18 protein-coding genes and 1 riboswitch are annotated in these 22,175 nt (G+C 40.1%); of the genes, 12 read left to right on the top strand and 6 right to left on the bottom strand.

Going from position 1 to position 22,175, the window contains the following annotated elements:
- The first annotated feature begins 134 nt into the window (after positions 1-134).
- The 6 genes from folB (at position 135) to IGJ90_RS13530 (ending at position 5,428) form a co-directional block, all read left to right on the top strand.
- A complete protein-coding gene (gene folB, locus IGJ90_RS13555) occupies positions 135-497 on the top strand; it encodes a dihydroneopterin aldolase (protein WP_252671902.1) in 363 nt (120 codons plus the stop codon).
- Positions 498-983: a 2-amino-4-hydroxy-6-hydroxymethyldihydropteridine diphosphokinase gene (gene folK, locus IGJ90_RS13550; protein ID WP_002365443.1), complete on the top strand. Its 486-nt coding sequence runs from the start codon at positions 498-500 to the stop codon at positions 981-983.
- Positions 977-1,546: a GTP cyclohydrolase I FolE gene (gene folE / locus IGJ90_RS13545; RefSeq protein ID WP_113794733.1), complete on the top strand. Its 570-nt coding sequence runs from the start codon at positions 977-979 to the stop codon at positions 1,544-1,546. The genes folK and folE overlap by 7 nt, the downstream gene beginning before the upstream one ends.
- Positions 1,547-1,549: 3 nt before the next feature.
- Positions 1,550-2,143: a non-canonical purine NTP pyrophosphatase gene (locus tag IGJ90_RS13540; RefSeq protein WP_002367510.1), complete on the top strand. Its 594-nt coding sequence runs from the start codon at positions 1,550-1,552 to the stop codon at positions 2,141-2,143.
- The gene (folP, locus tag IGJ90_RS13535; RefSeq protein WP_002387594.1) at positions 2,136-2,927 is read left to right on the top strand and encodes a dihydropteroate synthase; all 792 of its coding nucleotides are present in this window, start codon (positions 2,136-2,138) and stop codon (positions 2,925-2,927) included. Before IGJ90_RS13540 ends, folP begins: the two co-directional genes overlap by 8 nt.
- A gap of 452 nt (positions 2,928-3,379) precedes the next feature.
- Entirely contained in the window at positions 3,380-5,428 is a 2,049-nt protein-coding gene (locus IGJ90_RS13530; protein WP_438768337.1) for a hypothetical protein, read from the top strand.
- 856 nt (positions 5,429-6,284) lie between these two features.
- On the opposite strand, the gene IGJ90_RS13525 is transcribed toward IGJ90_RS13530, so the two are convergent.
- The 4 genes from IGJ90_RS13525 to IGJ90_RS13510 all read right to left on the bottom strand — a co-directional run bounded on the left by IGJ90_RS13525 (position 6,285) and on the right by IGJ90_RS13510 (position 10,464).
- Positions 6,285-7,271, bottom strand: coding sequence for a polyprenyl synthetase family protein (locus IGJ90_RS13525; RefSeq protein WP_002358954.1), 987 nt, complete (start codon positions 7,269-7,271; stop codon positions 6,285-6,287).
- A gap of 37 nt (positions 7,272-7,308) precedes the next feature.
- A complete protein-coding gene (locus tag IGJ90_RS13520; protein ID WP_002354743.1) occupies positions 7,309-7,866 on the bottom strand; it encodes a Gx transporter family protein in 558 nt (185 codons plus the stop codon).
- 11 nt (positions 7,867-7,877) lie between these two features.
- The gene (locus tag IGJ90_RS13515) at positions 7,878-8,300 is read right to left on the bottom strand and encodes a NusG domain II-containing protein (protein WP_002358956.1); all 423 of its coding nucleotides are present in this window, start codon (positions 8,298-8,300) and stop codon (positions 7,878-7,880) included.
- Positions 8,301-8,517: 217 nt separating this feature from the next.
- Entirely contained in the window at positions 8,518-10,464 is a 1,947-nt protein-coding gene (locus IGJ90_RS13510) for an NAD(P)/FAD-dependent oxidoreductase (protein ID WP_002354747.1), read from the bottom strand.
- 277 nt (positions 10,465-10,741) lie between these two features.
- Here IGJ90_RS13510 and pplA point away from each other — a divergent pair, with 277 nt between their 5' ends.
- From pplA to IGJ90_RS13485, 5 genes are all read left to right on the top strand, one after another.
- On the top strand, positions 10,742-11,671 hold the full coding sequence (gene pplA / locus IGJ90_RS13505) for an extracellular electron transfer flavoprotein PplA (RefSeq protein ID WP_002367507.1): 930 nt from the start codon (positions 10,742-10,744) through the stop codon (positions 11,669-11,671).
- A gap of 254 nt (positions 11,672-11,925) precedes the next feature.
- The gene (locus IGJ90_RS13500; protein WP_002354751.1) at positions 11,926-12,993 is read left to right on the top strand and encodes an FAD:protein FMN transferase; all 1,068 of its coding nucleotides are present in this window, start codon (positions 11,926-11,928) and stop codon (positions 12,991-12,993) included.
- A gap of 13 nt (positions 12,994-13,006) precedes the next feature.
- On the top strand, positions 13,007-13,954 hold the full coding sequence (gene menA / locus IGJ90_RS13495; RefSeq protein WP_002367506.1) for a 1,4-dihydroxy-2-naphthoate polyprenyltransferase: 948 nt from the start codon (positions 13,007-13,009) through the stop codon (positions 13,952-13,954).
- A 384-nt stretch (positions 13,955-14,338) separates the two neighbouring features.
- A complete protein-coding gene (locus IGJ90_RS13490) occupies positions 14,339-14,707 on the top strand; it encodes an LPXTG cell wall anchor domain-containing protein (protein WP_438768284.1) in 369 nt (122 codons plus the stop codon).
- Positions 14,688-17,705, top strand: coding sequence for a WxL domain-containing protein (locus tag IGJ90_RS13485; RefSeq protein ID WP_438768282.1), 3,018 nt, complete (start codon positions 14,688-14,690; stop codon positions 17,703-17,705). The genes IGJ90_RS13490 and IGJ90_RS13485 overlap by 20 nt, the downstream gene beginning before the upstream one ends.
- Positions 17,706-17,934: 229 nt before the next feature.
- Here IGJ90_RS13485 and IGJ90_RS13480 read toward each other — a convergent pair whose 3' ends face one another.
- Positions 17,935-19,551, bottom strand: a complete 1,617-nt coding sequence (locus IGJ90_RS13480; protein ID WP_438768280.1) for a phosphatase PAP2/LCP family protein — start codon at positions 19,549-19,551, stop codon at positions 17,935-17,937.
- A 91-nt stretch (positions 19,552-19,642) separates the two neighbouring features.
- A riboswitch (M-box (ykoK) riboswitch) is annotated at positions 19,643-19,809 on the bottom strand.
- A 428-nt stretch (positions 19,810-20,237) separates the two neighbouring features.
- Here IGJ90_RS13480 and IGJ90_RS13475 point away from each other — a divergent pair.
- Positions 20,238-20,876 carry a lytic polysaccharide monooxygenase gene (locus tag IGJ90_RS13475; RefSeq protein WP_173961900.1) on the top strand — a complete coding sequence of 213 codons (639 nt, stop codon included), beginning with the start codon at positions 20,238-20,240 and terminating at the stop codon, positions 20,874-20,876.
- Positions 20,877-21,179: 303 nt separating this feature from the next.
- Here IGJ90_RS13475 and IGJ90_RS13470 read toward each other — a convergent pair whose 3' ends face one another.
- Entirely contained in the window at positions 21,180-22,172 is a 993-nt protein-coding gene (locus IGJ90_RS13470; protein ID WP_002358973.1) for a biotin--[acetyl-CoA-carboxylase] ligase, read from the bottom strand.
- Between the last annotated feature and the right edge of the window lie 3 nt (positions 22,173-22,175).

Here is a 22,175-nt window from a genome sequence, read left to right as displayed (position 1 = left end):
ATACTATTTGATTCGTAAAAAGTAATTTTTTATATCATACCAATAACCACTTTTCCATCTTTTAACTACTGACTTTTCCAAGAAATATGCTATGATTAAAAAAATTAGCAAAACAGAGGGTAGGGAGTTAGAAGATGGATAAAATTAGAATTAACAACTTGAAATTTTTCACAAAAAATGGTGTTTTGGAAGAAGAAAAACGTCTAGGACAGCAATTAGAAATCGACCTTGAAATGCAGTTGTCACTAGCCGAGGCGGGGCGAACAGATGATGTCACCCAAACCGTCAATTATGCCGAAGTGAATGAATTGATTGCCCAACGAGTAAACAATCACTCGTACGATTTAATCGAAGGTTTAGCGAGTGCTATTTTAGATGATATTTCCGCAGATTATCAAGAACAATTGAACAAAATTATCATTAAAATTAGAAAATATAGTGTGCCGATGCCCGGCCTTTTTGACAATATTGAAATTGAAATGGAGCGAGAAGTATAGATGATTGGCTATGTAGCATTAGGTAGTAACGTCGGCGATCCATACGCAAATTTAGTGAAAGCCCGCAATTATTTAAACGAAGACCCGCAGATTCAGGTCGTGGCTTCTTCAAAACTTTATGAAACGGATCCTTACGGCTATACAGACCAAGATGATTTTTTGAACGCTGTATTGAAAATTGATACTAGCTATACCGCTGAAGAATTACTGGCTGTTACCCAAGGGATTGAGCAAGCAATGAAACGTAAAAAATTAATTCACTGGGGTCCGCGGATTATTGATATTGATATTTTATTATTAGGGGAGCAGTCAGTCACGTTGCCTCACCTACAAGTTCCTCATCAAGAATTAACAAAACGGTCATTTGTTTTGATTCCCTTAAGTGATGTTTACGCAGAGGAACAACTATTGGGCGCGCCAATAGCTACGTGGATTCAGCGCAGTGGCAATCAAGAAGAAGTGCGAGTAAGCGAAAAGGAATGGTAGAGATGGAACAGGAAAAACAAGCGCAAATTGAGCAGGCAGTTACCACAATCTTAGAAGCAGTGGGGGAAGATATTCAAAGGTCAGGACTCATTGATACACCCAAACGCGTAGCTAAAATGTATGCAGAAGTTTTTAGTGGATTAACCGAACCTGAATTTGACGATTATAAATTATTTGATAGCTTAAATGAAGGCGAAATGGTTCTAGTAAAAGATATTGCCTTTTATTCAATGTGTGAACACCATTTATTGCCATTTTATGGAAAAGTACATGTCGCTTATCTGCCAGAAGGTGGCAAAGTATTGGGACTAAGCAAGTTACCAAGATTAGTAGAACATTGTGCCAAACGTCCCACAGTTCAAGAAGATTTAACAGTGACAATTGCCCGCAAACTCCAAGAAAATATTCCCGTCAAAGGCATTGCAGTAGCCATTGAAGCGGAACATATGTGTATGACGATGCGCGGCGTGAAAACACCACAAAGTAGCACCAAAACATTTCAATTTACCGGACTATTTAAAGAACAAGAGTGGAAAAATCAATTTTTAATGGAGATACGTTAGAAAATGGAAATCATTGTTGGCACGAATAACCAAGGTAAGTTAAAAGAAATGCAATCAGGACTTAAGGACCCAACTATTCAACTTGTCTCTTATCGAAAGTATACCACCAGTCAAGAACAACCTGCAGAAACTGGCACTACGTATGCTGAAAATGCTTATCTAAAAGCACGCTTTTTCCAACAATTAATTGGACGCCCAGTGTTAGGTGATGATGGCGGCTTAACGTTAACTGCTTTTCCTGATTTATTAGGTATTTATACAAGCCGCTTTTTCCATTCAGCTAATCCGGAAGAACAGAACCGCGAACTGTTGCACTTATTTGAAGGGCAACAGTCGACTCGCGAGTTAACCTTATCAGCCACGTTGGTCTATGCACTCGATGACGACAAACTGTTGCAAACGGAAGCCACTTTGACTGGTGAATTAGTTGAACCGCGCGGTACAGGCGGTTATGGCTTTGATCCGATTATTTATTTACCAGACCGAGGCAAAACCTTAGCGGAGTTGTCCATGAGTGAACGAATGAAGATAAGTCCTAGGATGCGGGCTTTACGAAAGATGATTCAGCAGATAAAGGAGCAATGTGACAATGATTGATTTAAAAAAGAATTACCAAATTATGGGGATTGTCAACACGACCCCCGACTCTTTTTCTGATGGCGGTAGCTACACAACGGTCGACGTGGCCTATCAACATGCGCTTCATCTACTAGAAGCGGGGGCTGATATTTTAGACATTGGCGGCCAATCCACACGTCCTGGCTACGAAGAAGTTTCTCCACAAGTTGAGGCAGACCGAGTATTACCGTTAATTAAAAAAATACGTGAGACTTCTCTAGCGCCGATTTCTGTGGACACCTACTATCCCGAAGTAGCAGAAGCCGCGATCCAAGCTGGCGCCACAATGATTAATGACATTAAAGGATTAGACACTCCGGGGATGGCAGAAGTCCTCGCACAATATCCTGAAGTCCAAGTTGTGATTATGCATTCTAGAAAACGCCAATCCCTTTCTTTAAAAGAAGAGTTGCACCAATTTTATACAGAAAAAATTGAACAATGCCAAAAATATGGGCTTTCCTTAGAAAAAATTTGTTTCGATCCAGGGATTGGCTTTCATAAAACTGTTGCAGAAAACCTTCAACTGTTAAAAGATCCTAACGCCTTTCGCTACCAAGATTATCCGTTACTGTACGGCGTTTCTCGCAAACGAACCATCGGCGCTTTAACGAACGAACCAGAACCAGCCAACCGTGATTTTGGCTCAGCCGCTGCTTCCTTGTATGCAGCACAACAAGGCGTAGAAATTTTACGTGTTCATAATGTCCAAGGCTTAAAACAAACATTTGATGTCTGGCGAGCATTGTCGGAGAAGGAGTAAAGGCGGAGCAATAGACTAAACAGACCGACCATCTTTTTTGATGGTCGGTCTGTTTAGTCTATTGCTAAAATCAGTAATAAAAAATAAATCTGTCATAACTTTTACCGAAGGTTGATTATAATTAAAGATGACGTCTTAAACGTTCGCAACCTAATAAACGGCAGAAACAGAACCAACGCCTTCGGAACTAATTGGTTCTGTCCTGACCTCTTCATGTTTATCGTGTTTATTATGCTAAGTTGAAACGGGAAAGTCGATTGTTAAATAAGCTTTCGTTTTTTAGGTATTTTTAAGAAATATTTTAGAGTAGATACAGCATAGAAATTCTATTACAATTGTCTTTGGATCTTCAAATAATATCAATTGTTATTTAATATTTATTTTATTTTTTACAAGTAAAAGTAAGGAGGTTGTAATCTCAATTGAAAAAACATAACTATTTATTGATTTTATTGTGGATAGTTGGAGGGATCTTTTTAGGAGTTGAAAAAGTAGAGGCTGCTCCTAGACCATTAACAGAACTGGGCTATTTCCATTGGGCAAATCAATCGATTACACCAGCGGCAAACACATTTATTATGCATTACGGCGAAAATACATCCGTCGAACCAATTGAAGGCGAAGTGTATTCAAACTACATGGCAGTTAGTCGAACGACAAATAAAAGTAAAGCATTAGTAAAAAATGTGGGGTTCTATGAAGGAAAAGCAGTTAATTTATTAGTTACATTACAACGGAATAAAAGTAATTTGGATGGAGGATCAATTAGTTTTACTGAAAGCTATTTTTTAGGAATTACGATTAAAGGCGAAATGCTGGTTACCTATGATTTTGTTGATAATTATGGTCAGCCCTTAACGATAAAAACAACGTTTAATTACTATGGGTTAAATTCAAACAAATATGTTGGCTATAAAAACCCTGGAACGATAATTGATGCCTTATATGCGGAAAATCCTACACATATTCTTTACGATACGTGGGATGGCGGAGACGATGATTATTGGTTATATCTAAAAAACGTTACTGCAGGGGTACCTTGGCGGGACCCTCGCCAGCGTTTTGAAATGACGACCAAAAGTATTTCTACTGTTACGTTTGTAGTCCACAACAATGACACAACGCCGTCATCCATTGTTTACTTTACGGATTTTTTGGCAAAACCAGAATTTCCACCAGCCTACGCAATGGATACTTATTTTGAAAATGCAGAGACGGCTGTTTGTTTAAATGTGCAACAGACCATTCCCAATATTGATCAGTGGACAAAACCTAGTCAAATGGTTGTAAACGTTAACCTGAACCAAGTAAATCAAACAAAGCAATATCAATTTGACAAAGTCTTAGTTACAGACTTTAAAGGAGAAGATTTAACGGATTTATTTACTAGCCAAACAGATGGTGAAAATGTCCAAATTATGACAGAAAATCTGTCAGATAGTCGTCTCTACGATACCGTATTACAATATAAAGTTTACTTGAAATGGCAAGGGACTCAAAATCCAGTCGATACGGCGCTCATTTCAAGTGGAAAATTAGACTTGCCGTTTAGTGCAAGAACTCTTTTAGATGGAGAAAATTTAGAGGAAACGACTGCTACATCCAGTGTGAATTATGTGGGGAAAGCAACGGCTGTGTTTTTAAATGAACAAGATAATGCTATTCATGAACCAGTCACAAAAGAAGGGATTTTAACCACGCCTTTTGACTTGTCTAATCAGTATCCCAAAATAGCTGGCTATGAACCAATTAAGACCCAACAAGATCAAGGAATGTTTCTTCCAGAGGAGCAAACAATTATTCATCGTTATCGTGAAAAGAAGTTATTACAATTCAAATTGATGGATGAAGAAAATCCGCTATTGGTCTCACGTTTTACAAATCAGCGAGAAGTTACTTTTTCATTTTCTCATGATCCATCAACCAATATAACTTTAATAGCGAAGTGTGGCACGGAAGAAAAAGAATTAAAAAAATATGTAGATGCGCCAGAATCGGTTGTTGATAAAGTTACGTATACTTTTCCTGAACATTGGTTGAATCGAGAGGTTTTCTTTTATATAAAAGATGAGAACAATCAAGAGTCAGAAAAAGACAGTCGGACTCTTCAAAAAGAAGCTGGGCCCAAGCTCATTTTACCTGATACAATCAATTTTGGTGTGAATGAAATTCCCGCAACAGAGACAATGATTTCTTCTATTACAAATAAAGAAATCCGCATTGAAGATACAAGCAAACTTGATAAAAGTCGGTGGACAATTAAAGTAAAAGAAGAACAACCGTTAAAGAACGAAAGCGGTGAGTTACTCGACAAAAGAATAAGTTATGGTGAGAAGAATCAGCGTGTTCTAATTAATGCAGATAGCCAACCTATTTTGCAAGGAAGCGGCAACGCTACCGCTAATTTGACCAAACAACTTCAGTTGACGATTTTTCCTTCTGATCCAGTCGGAAGGTATAGTGGAGTATTGCGATGGTCTCTGGAAGATGCGCCAGAATAAAACCTTTGTTTAATAAGAAAAAAGTGTCCAAAGATCTATTAATAGATAATTGGACACTTTTTTATAGATCTCTCTGGGGCTCCTACTTTTTTAAAGAGAGCGCCTTCTAACAAAGTGCAAATGTGTTATACTACACAAGTAGGAAGTTTATGACGGTGGCAATTTCTCAAAAAAGGGGGACTGCCAATGTTTTTGCTTGTTTGCTCTTTCCCTAGAAAGGAATAGCAGTGACTGTCTTTGAAGCATTGATGCTTGCGATTGCTTTCGCAACATTAATTGTCAAAATCAGTAATAAAAACGACAAAAAATAAACCCGTCATAACTTTTAGCGAAGATTGACGGGTTTATTTATCCACAATTAAAGCTACCGTCTTAAACGGTCTACCCGAGAGCGTATATCTAGTACGCTCTCTTCGTGTTTATTATAGCAAGTTGAAACGGAAAAGTCGAATAGTAAATAAAAAAGAAAGCGTATTCTAGGAAGGCACAAATGTGTTATACTACACAAGTAGGAAGTTTATGACGGTGGCAATTTCTCAAAAAAGGGGGACTGCCAATGTTTTTGCTTGTTTGCTCTTTCCCTAGAAAGGAATAGTAGTGACTGTCTTTGAAGCATTGATGCTTGCGATTGCTTTCGCAACATTAATTGTCAAAATCAGTAATAAAAACAACAAAAAATAAACCCGTCATAACCTTTAGCGAAGATTGACGGGTTTATTTCCGTATTAAAATCAAGCTACCGTCTTAAACGGTCTACCCGAGAGCGTATGTCTAGTACGCTCTCTTCGTGTTTATTATACCAAGGTATCACCTAAAAAGCTAGCCGCTAAATCCTCAATAGGATCCAGCGGCTTTTTTAATTTTCTCTTGTCAAAATCGTTTGTGTAATTTCATACAATTGTTCTTTCGCTTGGGCCTTTGTTTCAGGAAGTTTGCTGATTTCTTTCAGCGCTTTTTCTGTGTAATGAGTGGCTAATTGTTGGGCCTTTTCTACGCCACCTAGTTCATGGACAAGACGATAAATTTCCTGTGTTTCTTCATCGGTCAAGGCTTCTTTTTTCATTAAAAGTGGCAACAAGACTTCACGATTGGCTTCAAGTGCATAAATCAAGGGTAAAGAATACACGCCTTGACGTACGTCTTCTAAGACGGGTTTGCCGATAGCGTCAGCAGTTTGTGTATAGTCCAAAATATCATCAATAATTTGAAAAGCCAGTCCGATATTTTCGCCGATTTCACCACAACGTTTGGCAAAACGTTGGGAGGTGCCACTTTCATAGGCACCGACAAAACAACTTAGCGCAAACAATTCCGCTGTTTTCCCGGAAATATTTTTTAAATATTGGTCAATCGTTACCTCGAAATTATAGCGATTGTCCATTTGACCAAGCTCACCAGTCAGGACTTTTTCCATACTGCGCGAATTTAATTGAATGCTTTTTAATGAAGAAGAATAATCAGATAAGAGCTTGAAACAGCAAACAAAAAGATAATCGCCTGTATACACGGCTGTGCTATTTCCAAAGCGCGAACGCAATGTTGGCAAGCCGCGACGCGTATCAGCTTCATCGACAATATCGTCGTGAACTAACGTGGCGGTATGCAGTAATTCAATGGAAGCCGCTAACGCTGTCGCCTTTTTAGGGTCCCGCTGTTCACCAAAATAAGAGAACAACAGTTGGTAGGCTGGACGTAGCAATTTGCCGCCAGAATGAATCATGTCATGGACAGCAGCTTGAATCTCTTGATTATCGATTTGAACCGCTTGTTCCATCAAGCGAAGAGTAGTTGTTAATTCTTTTGATAACGTAGGATAGGTATTCCACATAGGATGTATATTCATAAGATGACTCCTTTAATTGTGGCGGACAGGTTTTCAATTAGAAAAATTGACTCCACTTATGTTTCGTTGTTTGTTCATAATTCAGTTGGAATTTTCGTAACGTCTGGACATGTTGTAGTAAATAATTAGCGGCAATCCCAATGGCAATCCCTGAGAGTAACCCAAACAGAGATAAAAATGGTAAGTACAGCATCGGCGCCCACGAATGAGCAAAGAAAGAGGTCGTTAGCAACTGACCAACGTTGTGTAAGAAACCACCAACGGCACTAATCCCAATAATGCTGACCCGTTTTGGCCCCAGCTGCTTGACAAGCAACATGCCGAAATAACTTAATAAGGCACCACTGGCACTATAGAAAAAGGTCGAAAGTGTACCGCCCAGTAATGTCGTTAAAATCAAACGTAAACAGACTAGGAAAAAACTATCACGCTTACGCATGGTGAAAATCGCAATAATGGTAATTAAATTTGCTAGACCGAGCTTTGCCCCAGGAGCAAATGCGAAAGGGTAAGGAATCATATTTTCGATTAAGCCAATAATGACCCCTTGGGCAACGAGCATAGCAATATAAATATTCTTGTGTAATTTGCTCATAGTTGTCGTGCTTAATAAATTAAGCTACCGTCTTCACTCCCATCAGAAGCTTCCACGGTGATAAACAAATTGTGGGGTAGACAGGCAATCGGGGTTTCACCAGGTTTGGAAATCCAGCCTCGCCGAACATCCACTAAGTCAGCACAGTTGGCTTCCTTCACGCGGATACGATCACCATCTACTTCAATCAGGTTGTAATCACCGTCTTTTGCTTCGTATTTATATGTATAATGCGGGCCGTCCTTTTTTAAGTCAAAGACTTTGATTACTTTGTTGTCTACTTTCAAGACTGCTTGATACGTAGCCGCTTCTTGACCACGGTTTTGCATGGCAAAAACAACAAGGGGCAGAAAAGAACCAAGAACTAAAACAGCAATAATAATAACGTCCCATGTTTTCAAGCGACTTTTCTTAATGAATTCTTTGATCGTCATTTTCTTCTCTCTCCTTTGGTGTTTTTTTCTTGTCTATCATAACACAGTGAACGGAAAAGAAGTATTCTTTTCCAGTTGAGCCACCATATTATATAAAAGAAAATATGTGGGACAAAAGTCATGCTTGACTGCTGTCCCACATACTAAATCCTATGATAGTCAGCTGGAGACATGTGTCTCAGCTTTTGCTCGTAGTTGTCAATCGATTATCGATTGCTTACTTACCGCCGTATCTAGCTTTCGGTGTACCATACCACGCTTTACCAAGTTTGCGTTGAATCCATGGAATTACCCAGCGGTCTAAACCGACAGCACGGCCTGAACCGTTCATCAAAGCAAAAGCGACAAAGATAAACCAGATATTTACCCAATAGAACATGCCAGATAAACAGAAGGCAATTGTTAAACCAATTGTAGCAGCACTTGATAACCAAGTGAATAAACCAGCAATCAATGCTAAAGCAATACATACTTCAACGATTGTCATGAATTTTTGCATGAACAAAGCAACTTCTTGGTTTGGCATCATAAATTTCATTACGCTTTCGAACCATTTAGGCATGTGATCAAACACTTGCATTGGTGTTTCGCCGTAAGCGTAGCTTAACCCAAAGTGCGCTGCTTGTGTTGCCGCATCGGCACCACCGCTTGCCGCTGCATCTGCCGCACCACTTGCAGCAGTTGTTGCTGTTTCAGTTGCTTGAGAAGCACCTGTTGTTACTTGTTCTTGTAACCAAGGGAATGGGAAAACGACTTTATCTGTGAACCAAGAACCGTCACCAAACCAAGTGCTTGGTTTCAAGTAATCGCCGTTGCCGACAATTTTCTTCATTGATTCGACTAACCAAACCATACCATAGAAGACACGTAGCGGAACACTCCACAAGACATTGCCGTAACGAGACGTATGTCCGCGAGCAACAGAACGATCATCTTTAATATGGAAGATTTCGTGCATAATGTATTGGAACATGTAGTAACCAGAACGAATATCAAAGAAGTATTTCAAGTTAACGATATGTTTCATAATGATGGCTAAGAAACCACTCAAATGAATTTTATCGAATAAGTTGGCAACGCCCCATTTCGCGCCGATGGAAACCATGAATCCTTGGTAGTTTCCTTTAAAGGCGTGTTTTTCGCCGCCTTTAATATCTGCAACGATGTTGGCAGCCGCAGTATGACCTGTTTGTTCAGCTGCTTGAACGATTTGAGGAGTTGGTGTATTTGGTGTTTCTTCGTAATAAACCAAGTCACCAATGATATAAATGTTTTTGTCTTCGTAGCCTTTAGCTTGCATGTATTCATTAGCAACTAAACGACTACCACGTGCTGCTTCTAAACCAAAGTCAGCGGCATCAGAAGTTGCTTTCACACCAGCTGTCCAGATTAACGTATGCGTTGGTACTTCAGAACCATCTTTTAATTTAATGTGATCTGCTGCAACTTCAACGATTGGTGAGTTCAATAATAATTGAACATTTTTCTTTTCTAGATAACGTTCTGCTTTGGCAGCATCGTTACGAGATAACATGTTTAAGATGGTTGGCATTGCTTCAACAACCATTAATGTAATTTCGTCTGGATCAATTTTGGCATCTTTCGCTAAACGATCTTTCCAGTCGATTAATTCGCCGACCATTTCGATCCCAGTAAAACCAGAACCACAGACAACGAATGTTAACATTGCTTTGCGTACTTCAGCATCTGGTTCGATGGCTGCTTTAGCAACGGTTGCTTCAATGTGATGACGAATTTTCACTGCATCATCAAATGACCATAAGGTGAAACCATTTTCTTTCACGCCTGGTGTTCCAAAGTCGTTTGGTTCGCCACCCATACCCAGAATTAACTGGTCAAATGGATAAGAACCTGCTAAAGTTTTCACAACTTTGTTTTCTTTGTCGATCCCAGTAACAGTATCTGTTACCAATTTTACGTTTTTCTTGCGTGAGAACAAACGTTGTAAGTCGTATTGAATTGCTTCTGGTTCAACACGTCCGCCTGCTACTTCATGCAATTCGGTCATCATAGTGTGGTAAGAATGGCGATCAATCAATGTGATTGTTACGTCCGTATCTTTTTTAAATTTCTTTGCTAGAAATTTAGTAGCTGAAACGCCAGCATACCCAGCACCTACAACGACAATATTTTGCTTTGTCATTGACAATCCGCTCCTTAATATTGTAAGTAGTAAAATAGTGATAATGATTAATAAGTACACAATCGACTAACATTATATAAGTATTTCACGAATTTGTCTAATATAAATTTTAATTGTCAACAAATTTACTCCAACGATGAGTTTTTGATGAAAAAAAGACCGAAATGTAAATATTTTTAGGGGATGGTCTTGACAACGTTTTTAAAACCATTATAATGTGTAATGTATCACAAACTTTTAATGTTTGTGAAAATCATGAAAGAAAAGGTGACTATCAATGAAAGTGAATAAATTTGTTAAAGGTTTTGCGGCAATTGCATTATTTAGTTTAGTATTAGCAGGCTGTGGCGCAGACAAGAAAGACAACACAACGAACTCTTCTAGCGCAGCATCTTCAGAAACGAAAAAATCAACGGAATCATCAGCACCAGCGAAAAAAGTTGCCGGTGGCGATTTAAAAGATGGTACGTATAAATTAGAAGAAAAAAATGAAAAAAATGGTTACCGTGCAGTCTTTGAAATGACTGTAAAAGACGGCAAAATCACTGAATCTAAATATGACAACATCAATGCTGACGGCAAATCTAAAACAGAAGACACTAAGTATGAAGAAAGCATGAAAGCAAAATCTGGTGTTGGACCAAAAGAATACATCAAACAATTAAACGATTCTTTTGTTAAAGCACAAAGCGCAAGCGGTGTGGAAGTAGTAACTGGTGCGACTCATTCATCTGAATCATTCCAAAACTACGCACAACAATTAATCCAAGCAGCACAAGCTGGTAACACAGACACAATCGAAATCGATAATGGGGCAACATTGAAAGATGGTACGTACTCATTGAAAGAAAAAAATGACTCAAACGGCTACCACACAACATTCTCAATGACTGTGAAAGATGGTAAAGTGACTGAATCTAACTACGATAACGTGAACGCTGACGGCAAATCTAAAAAAGATGACACTGAATACGAAAGCAAAATGAAAGACGTTACTGGCGTTGGACCAAAAGAATATATCGAAACATTAAACAAAGAATTTGTTAAAGCAATGGGCGAAGAAGACGGCTCACCTGCAGGTGTTGAAGTGGTAACTGGTGCAACACACAGCACACATTCATTCATCAACTACGCACAACAATTAGTGAACGCTGCTGAAAAAGGCGACACAACTGAAATCGTTGTTGACAACATCGTAACAAAATAAGTAATAATAAATGAATCGTGAAGTAGTTCCTGAAATGCTTTTCAGCAATTACTTGACACCATTGAGGGGTTGGGAAAAAGTCGGTTGGCTGACTTTCCCGCCCCTTTTTCTTCGCTAGTTCTGTCCATCATTTCACAAATTTTTTCACAGAAATTTGTGAATTTCCAAGAGAAAGACTTTTCATTTTTTCCAAAAAAGGCTACTATGCAAGAGAACTTATTTTTTAATTAAAGAAGGAAAGAAGAGGGAATCCTATGAAAAAGAAACTTCTGCTCATGGTGAGTGTTCTAGCAGTGCTGTTTGTGGCAGCTGCTTGTTCCTCAAAACCAGAAGCGAAAATTAATACAGAACCATACTCTGACCGTCAAACAATGCTTGGTACCTACGTTCAAATTCGCATCTACGATGATGGCAAAGAAGACGTCTTACCGAAAGCCTTTGCCCGTGTCAAAGAACTAGGCGATAAAATCACCGTCAACCAACCAGGTTCAGAAATTGATGAAATCAACCAAGAAGCAGGCGTAAAACCAGTCAAAGTCTCAGATGACCTGTACCCTTTGTTGAAAAAAGCCTATGAATACAGCAAAGACTCCCGCGGCGGCTTCGACATGGCAATTGGCCCAATCACTTCTATGTGGCACATTGGCTTCGATGATGCCCGCAAACCAAGCCAAGCCGAAATTGATCAAGCCTTGAAACTTGTCGATTACACGAAAGTCAAATTCAACGACAAAGAGCAAACCGTTTACCTTGAAGAAAAAGGCATGCAATTGGATTTAGGCGCAATTGCCAAAGGCTTCATCACCGACGAAGTCGTGAAAGTCCTCAAAGACAACGGCGTTACCACTGCTATCGTCGATTTAGGCGGGAATGTTTACGTCTTAGGACACAGCCCACGTGGCAAAGACATGGACTGGACAGTTGGGATTCAAGATCCGAATAAAGCCCGCAACACAGTCTTAGGTCAAGTCAAAGAAAGCAACAAAACCTTAGTCACATCAGGAATTTATGAACGCTACTTAAAAGTCGATGGCAAAACGTACCACCATCTCTTCGATCGTGAAACTGGCTATCCGTTTGATAACGACATCGCGGGTGTCACCATTATCACCGACAAATCCATCGATGGTGATGGTCTCTCAACAGCCGTCTTCTCAATGGGCGTCAAAAAAGGACTAGAATATGTCGAAAGTCTGAAAGGAACCGATGCCATTTTCGTCACAAAAGACGACAAAGTCTACATCAGCAAAGATATCGAAGGCAACTTTGAAATCGGCAAAGACTCTGGCTATACGATGGGGAATCGGGCCGATTTGAAATAAGGAGCGACCAAAAATGTCTTTAAATGTGTTTTTAAAAGTAGTGGAAATTCAGACGAAGCTTGCCAGTCTCTTTCCCTTCATTATCGGGGTCTTGTTTTCAATGACCTATTTTGGGGAAGTTCAGTGGGGCAACACGCTGGTTTTCTTCATTGGCATGGTGGTCTTTGATATGGCCACCACCGCCATTAATAATTACATGGACTTCAAAAAAGCCAAATCGGACGTCTACAAATATGAAGAAAATATTATCGGACAATCAGGCGTTTCACCACAACTAGTCCGCAACATGATTTTCGCCATGATTGCCTTCACTGCCGTTGTGGGTGCGTACTTAACGGTTCAAACCGGTTGGCTCTTCCTTGTGTTAGGGGGGATTTGCTGCTTCATCGGGATTTTCTACACGTATGGACCGATTCCGTTATCCCGCATGCCCTTAGGGGAAATTTTCAGTGGCTTCACGATGGGCTTAGGCATCTTCGTCTTAACCGTTTACTTGAATGTCGTCACCAATCCGCCTTTTTACTTAACGGTTGATTTTGCTAGCGGCGCCTTTCGCTTAGACGGCAATCTCTGGGCGGTGCTTGCGATTGTCGTGGCGTCCTTGCCCTTGGTCTGTTCGATTGCTAACATCATGCTCGCCAACAATTTACGGGACTTAGATACGGATATTGAGAACCACCGTTATACGTTAGTCTATTATATCGGGCGCCCAGCAGGGATTGTGCTGTTTCAAGTGTTAGCGCTAGCTGGGTATCTGGTGATTTTATTCGGCTTCATTAGTGGTATTTATCAATGGCCGGTGTTAATTACGTTTGCCACTCTGCCAGTCATTTGGAAAAATATTCAAACGTTTAAACAAGAATTGCCGCAGCCGAAAAGTTTCCGTCATTCCATTAAAAACTTACTGGTTTTCAATGGGACCTATGCTTTAGGGTTATTAATCAGTGCCTTGCTTGGTTAGAACCTAAAAAAGTGCGAGGAATGCGAAAAAAATCTTGTTTTTTTTAAAAAGAACGCGTCGGAATAATTAAGAAAAGCTCAAAATGTTAGTCTTTAACGCTAACATTTTGAGCTTTTCTCGTTAAAAAGAGTAAAAACTTAAACTTTGAACGCGTGGTTTCGAGGGAAAACAAGCGTAAAATAACATTTTTGTTCGTCGATAATTAAATAACAAGCTTGTAAACGCTGTTCTATCAATGTATTTCAAAAAATTCGCATAGGGTGCGTAAAAATCGTCAACTTCTACAGGGGTTTCTTTGTTATCATAGAGGTATTAAAAAAGGTTGTTTGAGCAGTAATTGTACAGAAGCTCAAATCTGTTGTTGAATTAAAAGGAGGTTTTTAAATGAAAAAAAAGCGTTATTTAATGATTGTGTGTCTACTATCTTCTCCTAGTTTTTTTATAAATGTTGAAGCATCTGATGGTGGTTCTAGTTCGGTGGGGATTGAATTTTACCAAAATCCGACAACACCCGCTCCTAAAGATGCCCCGCCGAAAACAGATGCGCCAGCTGCTGATCCCAAGGGACCAGCTGGTCCTCCGCAAGGAGATCAACGAAGTGGTGGTTCGACACAGACCACCACGACTGGCTCGAAGCTCCCTAGCACAGGGAGCAAGAGTCAAGCAAATCTTAGCATTCTCGGCTTAGCCTTAATTGGCTTGGTGGGAATCGTACATAGAAAGAAGGAACAGCATGAAACAGATCAAATTTAAACAGTTAGCAACATTTGGCTTATGTTGTTCATTATTAGTCAATTCATTGACAGGCGTCACAGCGATTGCGGAAACTGTGACGATTGAAAGTAGCCCGACAGCAGAGTCTACGAAAGAAAGTACAGAGAAAAGCACTAAGGAAAGTACAAGAGAAACAGAATTACAGACAAATAAAACAGAAGAAGAGACTTCAAAAGTAGAAGTCACCAAGGAAGAAACTACTTCAGAAAAGCAAGAGACCACGGAAACGGTTGAAGAAGGAAACTCAAAGGCTACGGAAGAGTTTAACGACTGGGGGAGTCTGTTACAACCAAAGCAAATTTCTCCTAAAGAAGCTTTTAGCTTCCCAGAAGAAACCTTTCAATTTGGCTTTGTGAATGAAGCAGGACAATTAGTGCAGCCAACGGATATTAACATTACCTATGATTACAAAAGTATCGCTTATAGAAGCGATACTTCTGGAACAAATGCTACTGTTTCATTTGGGACTATTGCGACCAATCAAAGTGCTACAACAGTGGGTAACTTAAAAAACGTGACCTTTCCTGCAAAATCTATAGCTCGCCCTACTGAAGGAGGCTGGAACGGAGAGGCGTATTCTAATTTCTCAATCAAACTTCCAAGATATTATCAATCTCTCAATCTTTATGACAAAACAGACAAAATCAATCCCAAGTATCCCTTGCCATTAAGGACTACAAATTATAGTGTTACGGATAATCAAGAGGAATCTGAAGCAGTGGTGATTAGTGCTTTAGCATTAACACAGAGAACAGATCAGAGTTACACACCACGCGAGACCTATATAGGAGTTGATTCTAGTGTTAAGTATCCGACTTTTTTAAGGAGAAGTATTTATAGTGCTGACAGAGGCTTTGGAAATGCAGTCTATACTTCTTTCAGTGGCCCAGTTTATTATCACTTAACCAATCGCAAGGTCACTGAGAACTTCGTCGATGCCAGCGGAGCTAAAATCACGCCACCCACTGGTTTCACACAAGGAAAACAAACTGTGATTGATAGTGACCCGTACACTTTTAAACAAAGCGGTACATTACCAGAAGCTTATACAAGTGGTGGTAAAACTTATAAATTCACAGGCTGGTACAAAGGCAAAACGAAACCAGGCACATTAGAAATGAGCAAAACACCAAGCTACAAGGTAACCTATGACGACAACGATGATTTGAATGTGGTCTATGAGGAAGTAAACTTTCCAGAAGAAACCTTTCAATTTGGCTTTGTGAATGAAGCAGGACAATTAGTGCAGCCAACGGATATTAACATTACCTATGATTACAAAAGTATCGCTTATAGAAGAGCAACTGAAGGAGCAGATGCTACTGTTTCTTTTGGGACAATTGCGACCAATCAAAGTGCTACAACAGTGGGTAACTTAAAAAATGTTACACTACCTGCAACGTATATAGCTCGTCCTACTGAATCTGGCTGGAATGGAGATGCATATTCTAATTTCTCAATTAAACTTCCACGGTACTATCAATCGTTAAATCTTTACGATAAAACAGGCAAAATCAATCCAAACTATCCATTGCCAGTATATACAAGGAAATATAGTGTCCACTATGATGATCAGATTCTCCCAGAAGCATCGGTAATTGCTTTTTTAAGATTGACACAGAAATCAGATCAGAGTTATGCGCCATATGAGTCATATTCAGTGGTGGATCCTAGTGTAAAATATCCGGAATTTTTACAGAGAGTAATTTACAGTACTGACCAGGTCTCTGGATATGCAAAATATACAACTTTCAGTAGTCCAGTTTATTATCACTTAACTAATCGTAAGGCCACCGAAAACTTTGTTGACGCTACTGGCGCCAAAATCACGCCACCAACTGGTTTCACCCAAGGCAAACAAACTGTGATTGATAGTGACAACTTCACGTATACAAGCGCAAAAGCCTTGCCAGCTAGCTACACTGCAGATGGTAAATCCTACGTTCTCCAAGGCTGGTACAAGGGAACTGAAAAACCAACAACCTTGGAAACGAGTACCACACCAAGCTATTCAGTCACCTATAATGATCAAGATGATTTGACCGTGGTCTACAAAGAAGGAACAATCAGCGCAGACTTAACGATGCGTGGCGCAGTCGATGTCATTGACAATGGGGCATCTATGGAATATTGGGAAGTCCTCTTGAAAAATACTGGCGAAGTACCATTAACATCAATCAAAATCAAACCAACGACAGATTGGATGTCTGGGATTAGTACGCCTACTGAACTGTTTATTTTAGGTACGGGTCAAAATGCGAAAGCTCGACCAATTACGAAAGAACAGTGGGAAGCCGGTTTTGAGATTCCTTTAGACAGCAGTCTTCCTGTTGGTGGTCAACTAACGATTAATCTAATTGGAACAAAAGTCACAGGGCAACCAGGCCAAGTGTTAGAAGCCGCTGTGGAAGTCACGGGGAACTTTGGTAACTTAAAGGCTTCAGACACTGTTCGGATTAAAGATTTAGATCAAGAAATAAAGGAACCGACGGGCGAAGGGTTTATCAGCGTACCAACTTTCGATTTTGGTCAAGTTAGGGTAGCGAGCGCTACGAAGCAACATGGGTTGAAGAAAGCCGCTGATTACTATGGCAACGGCACTCGTAATCCGTATGTACGAATTAGCAAAACCCAACCGAATTGGAGTTTAACGGCACAACTGTCCCAACCAAAATCAGCTACAGACAGCTTGCCAACAGCAACTCGCTTATTATTAGGTGCGGCTCCTGTTTCAAGTTTCTCCAATTACAATCAACCAACGGAGTTAAAAAATGCCATTGGCACCACGAATGCCATTCACTTAACGGCAAATAATGCGGCGACCAGCATTATTGCCAACCAACAATTCACTGGTAGTGATGTCTATCAATTGGACTTTACGTTTGATAATATCAAACTAGAAGTACCAGCCAATCAAGGAACGGCTGGTCAACAATACCAAGCCGCCGTCACTTGGAATTTAGTGACTGGCCCATAAAATAAAGATGCCCGAGCCTCTTATTTTTCTAAGGCTCGGGCATTTTTATTGATGGTCTTTTGAGGGTCGTTGTGCTATAATGGTAATGAAAAGAGAGATATGCTGTAACATACCTCTCTAATGTAGAGCCGTTACTAACGGTGACAAAAATTAATATTTTTGAAATGTCCGTCTAACTAGGCAAAGTTAAGCAGCGCCCCTTTCATTAAGGGGCGCTGCTTTTTAGTCGTTATTGTGATTGTTCAGTGTCTTTCGTAGAGAGGTTCATTTGTTCTTTGATGGCATTTTCGACACGTTGGCGTTCGCTCTCTTCAACCAGCTGATAAGAAATACCTTCAATTCCTGTCACGCCATCGCCAGTATAATCGTAGCCTTTCAATTGATCGGTTTCAATCGTTTTTAGTGCGGGGGTGTATTTTTTTAGCATTGCCATCATTTGGTCAAAGGACAAGTCGGTTTCGCCATGTTCGCCGATTACGTCCAGAATTTCTTGATATTTTAGCAAGCTGTTAAAAGAAAGTAGCTTGTTGGTTAATTCGATTAAAACTTCTCGTTGGCGGCGTTGACGACCATAGTCGCCTTCGGGGTCTTCGTAACGCATGCGCGCGTATTGTAAAGCTTCCCAGCCCCCTAAGTGCTGTTTGCCTTTCGGATAATGAATCCCTTCAGCGTCAAAAGCAAAGGCATTGTCAACAGTGACGCCGCCCACCGCATCGCCAAGGTCCTTCATAGCATCCATATCAATTGAAAAGTAATGATTGATTGGGATGTGCAAGACATTTTCAACCGTTTTAATTTGCATATCGGCACCACCGAAAACGTGGGCCGCATTGATTTTATTGTATTCGCCATTGGTGCCAGCCATTTCCACATAGTAGTCACGCGGGATGCTGGTGATGGTAGTTTTTTGTAATTGATTATTCACTGTAACCACCATTAAGGCGTTGGAGCGGTAATCGGTTTTGCGTTTTGAGTCATTCGCAATTCCCATAATTAAGAAACTAACCAGTTCTCCTTTGGTTAAATCGGGACTCTTCGTGGAAGATTTTCTTGGTTTATACATGGTGTTCGCCGTTTTTTGCAAATTGCGATACATGCTGACGCCGTAAGCTGAAACAGAAAGTGTGCCTAAAAATAAAAGGGTTAAACTGAAGACCACGAATAAGCTTTTTCTTTTACGAGAATGGCGGCGCCGGCGTTGTGTCGGTACTTCTGCTTCCTCTGGTTCAGGTGCCGGCAAATAACGTTGAACAATTTGAAATGAAAAGTTGATCCAGCTATAACTTAGGAGCATCCCAGCGATGACATCACTAGGATAATGAACGCGTAAGATTAAGCGACCTAACACAATCAAAACTAAATAAGTGAGTAAGAAAATTTTGATGCCTTTGGTTTTTTCGACATGAAGATAGGCCAAAATGATCAAAATCGTACAGACTAGCGCCATTGCTAATAATGAATGTCCGCTGGGAAAGCTAGCAGAGCTCCGGTCAGCTAAAGCGCCTAGGTTTGGTCGAGCCCGACCCACCACATGTTTAAAAACGCTCCCTAAAAAGCCGACAGCTAATAGGTTACTGACAGCCCAAAAGGCTAGGATTTTTTCTTTTTTGCGTAAAAGGTATACCATCAATAATAAGAAGAATAGCAGCATTGGTCCAATCGTGGCTGTTTTTGCTAACAGATTGACCGCTGTTAAAAGTGGGGCATTTAATTGCCATTTGATGTGATAAATAGCTTCGTCCATTTGTTGAAACCAATTTGGACTAGCCGCCACTAACAAAGTGAGGAAAGTAAAACCAAGCGTTGTTAGGGCATAAAGTGGAAATTTTTTATTCGATGTTTGCATGAGAATCCCTTTCTTTTTCCCTTGAAAGAGTAGACTAAGCCAGCATCGATCGTAAATAAGCGCTTGCGACTAAACAGGACACAGCAAGCCAATCGGTTCTCATCGTCTGAGCTTTAGCACTATCCAACGTAAAGATTTCTCTTAGCTATTTTTAGAAGAGCCTTAATTCGACCATTCCTGTTTTACACATTGGTGTCTTTCGACATTTCTGCGCAATAGCCTATGTTTGGATAGGAGCCTCACCTAACAAGGTTATTTTATCTAACGCTAGAAGTATAGAATTTATGCAGCGGTTCTCACAATGAAGTTTAAGAAAATTTATTGTTTTTTAAATAAATTTAAAGGTGTGGGGAAGTGAAGCAGTTAAAAAAACAGTACTTGAGCATTCTAAAAAAAGAGTGGGCAAGGCTGTTCTCGGTTAATCGCTATAAATAGTTGGTGTTCAATAGTGATAAATTAAAAAACAAACATTTTTTATAAGAGTGCTATAAGTTTTTCTCAGTAAAAAAGGCGGACAGTTGCTATTGAATTGCTAGTTCATTTAAAATAAATATGTCGACAATAATTGTGCACAAAGTTGATGGTCGCTATCGAAAAAGTAAAAATGATGTTGTGGAGATTTTACGTTTCAGTTGATTAAGATTACATGTTTTTTGAAGGGTTTTGCTTATAAGGGAGCGATATACATGAAAAAAATGATGTTATTCATAATTGCAGTAGGCGCAACGATGATCAGTGTTTTTGCTTTAGGAGATGCACAGCAGAGTTATGCACACGGCTATGTTGATAGCCCAGTCAGTCGAGTCAAAAATGCGGAAGCAAACGGATTTGGATGGGGACCTGGTCAAGACAGCTCACAGCCAGAAATTATCACGACACCCCAAGGAATTGAAGCGCCAACTAAATTATTAGACACGGGTCAATTAAATGGAAGGTTGCCTTCAGCTGGATTAGCAATCTATTCCAAACTAGATGAACAAACAGCCACTCGTTGGGTAAAAAGTAATATAACAACAGGAGAGAATAATTTTAAATGGGTGATGACGGCAAAACATAAGACCAATCGTTTTAGATACTATATGACGAAACCTGGATGGAATCCTAATGCACCATTAACGATGGACGAAATGGAACTGATTGGCATAGTAGGGCAACCAATCGGTCAAGATTTACCTCCTGGTCAAGGATTTATGGTCAATGATACAGAAACACACAGAATAAATATTCCCGCTGATAGGAAAGGATACCATGTTATTTATGCCGTTTGGGATATCAATGACACGATTAATTCATTTTATCAAGCGATAGATGTTAATGTTCAATAATCAGGTATCAAGATAATGCGGCTGAGACAAAAGTGCTTAGCACCAAGAACCAAGTAGGTTCTGTTCAACACTTCCAAAGGCTCAAATACATCGAGTAATCGCAGATGTCATCTATTTACTTTGCAAATAGTATTTCTCAACACTTAAGAAGGCTAAACTGCGACGAATGCTCACATGAGAAAGCCAATAAGAAGAAATTTCCGAAGGGGCTGCTTTTGTTCAGCTGATTATCTTCAGAAGTAGCAAGTGGGACATCAGTCAAAACGACTGATGTCCCACTTGCTTTTTTCTAAACTTCCCCACTTATCCTCGACGCCATTCACCAATCTGGTCCAAACTAATTTCTCCAGAAGACAACGTTTTGGCCGTGCCATCAGGCAACTGGACAATCAATTCTCCATTTCCATTAATGGTTGTCGCAACGCCGCGGAAGTCTTGCCCGTTTTGGGTAAAAGCGACGTCTTTGCCAATCACAAAGGAGCGTTGTCGGTATTCTTCTAAAAAGTCTTTCGTTGAACGTTCGTCTAAAATTTGGTAAAAATGATTCCAAATGTTGGCGACTAATTCATTTCGCGTCGCCGTCGGTTCACCATCTGGGAAAAGGGAAGTCACTTTCTGTCGAATGTCCTCAGGAAATTCGGTTTCTGTAATTGAAAAATTAATCCCCATGCCGATGATGACATTGGAAATCTGCCCTGTTTCCACATTGCTCATGGCTTCCGACAAAATCCCGCAAACTTTTTTGCCATTTAAATAAAGGTCGTTGACCCATTTAATTTCTGTGTGAACGCCTGCCAGAGCATCCATTGCTCGAGCGACCGCTACGGCCATAATCACAGTATATTGGGCGATTTCTTCAAAATTTTGGTTCGGTTGAAGCACCATGCTCATGTAAATCCCTTTACCTGGCGTAGCGAAAAATGGTCGGCCGAACCTGCCCCGCGGCATTTCTTGCATGTCAGCAACAATCAAAGTATTGTCGGGCGTCTGGTCTAAAATCGCCCGCTTAGCATCAGTCATGGTAGATTCAGATGTTTCTAGGACGGTAATTGTTAAAGGCGGCGTTTGGGGCCATAATGCCAACTGAATGCCTTCTGCAGAAAGGACATCTGATTTTTCAAGGCGATACCCCTTATTTTGCACGCTAGTAATTTGATAGCCATCTTTTTTCAATTCATTAATTGCTTTCCAAATAGCTGTGCGAGATAAGGACAGACGTTGTGCCATCTCTTCGCCCGAAAGGAATGCGGGCGTTTGTTTCATCAATAAAGTTAGGACTTGGCTTTTTGTCGACATATT

Origin of the sequence: Enterococcus sp. AZ129 (genome assembly GCF_051714505.1) — a bacterium.
In the GTDB taxonomy this organism is placed as follows: Bacteria; Bacillota; Bacilli; order Lactobacillales; family Enterococcaceae; genus Enterococcus; species Enterococcus faecalis.
This window is presented reverse-complemented; position numbering and strand designations above follow the sequence as displayed.

What these genes read in the sequence shown, in the direction of transcription:
- IGJ90_RS13475 (WP_173961900.1), top strand. Translation starts at nt 20,238, where the DNA reads ATGAAAAAAATGATGTTATTCATAATTGCAGTAGGCGCAACGATGATC.
- IGJ90_RS13540 (WP_002367510.1), top strand. Translation starts at nt 1,550, where the DNA reads ATGGAAATCATTGTTGGCACGAATAACCAAGGTAAGTTAAAAGAAATG.
- IGJ90_RS13510 (WP_002354747.1), bottom strand. Translation starts at nt 10,464, where the DNA reads ATGACAAAGCAAAATATTGTCGTTGTAGGTGCTGGGTATGCTGGCGTT.
- menA (WP_002367506.1), top strand. Translation starts at nt 13,007, where the DNA reads ATGTCTTTAAATGTGTTTTTAAAAGTAGTGGAAATTCAGACGAAGCTT.
- folK (WP_002365443.1), top strand. Translation starts at nt 498, where the DNA reads ATGATTGGCTATGTAGCATTAGGTAGTAACGTCGGCGATCCATACGCA.
- IGJ90_RS13500 (WP_002354751.1), top strand. Translation starts at nt 11,926, where the DNA reads ATGAAAAAGAAACTTCTGCTCATGGTGAGTGTTCTAGCAGTGCTGTTT.
- folE (WP_113794733.1), top strand. Translation starts at nt 977, where the DNA reads ATGGTAGAGATGGAACAGGAAAAACAAGCGCAAATTGAGCAGGCAGTT.
- IGJ90_RS13515 (WP_002358956.1), bottom strand. Translation starts at nt 8,300, where the DNA reads ATGACGATCAAAGAATTCATTAAGAAAAGTCGCTTGAAAACATGGGAC.
- IGJ90_RS13470 (WP_002358973.1), bottom strand. Translation starts at nt 22,172, where the DNA reads ATGTCGACAAAAAGCCAAGTCCTAACTTTATTGATGAAACAAACGCCC.
- pplA (WP_002367507.1), top strand. Translation starts at nt 10,742, where the DNA reads ATGAAAGTGAATAAATTTGTTAAAGGTTTTGCGGCAATTGCATTATTT.
- folP (WP_002387594.1), top strand. Translation starts at nt 2,136, where the DNA reads ATGATTGATTTAAAAAAGAATTACCAAATTATGGGGATTGTCAACACG.
- IGJ90_RS13490 (WP_438768284.1), top strand. Translation starts at nt 14,339, where the DNA reads ATGAAAAAAAAGCGTTATTTAATGATTGTGTGTCTACTATCTTCTCCT.
- IGJ90_RS13525 (WP_002358954.1), bottom strand. Translation starts at nt 7,271, where the DNA reads ATGAATATACATCCTATGTGGAATACCTATCCTACGTTATCAAAAGAA.
- IGJ90_RS13480 (WP_438768280.1), bottom strand. Translation starts at nt 19,551, where the DNA reads ATGCAAACATCGAATAAAAAATTTCCACTTTATGCCCTAACAACGCTT.
- folB (WP_252671902.1), top strand. Translation starts at nt 135, where the DNA reads ATGGATAAAATTAGAATTAACAACTTGAAATTTTTCACAAAAAATGGT.
- IGJ90_RS13485 (WP_438768282.1), top strand. Translation starts at nt 14,688, where the DNA reads ATGAAACAGATCAAATTTAAACAGTTAGCAACATTTGGCTTATGTTGT.
- IGJ90_RS13520 (WP_002354743.1), bottom strand. Translation starts at nt 7,866, where the DNA reads ATGAGCAAATTACACAAGAATATTTATATTGCTATGCTCGTTGCCCAA.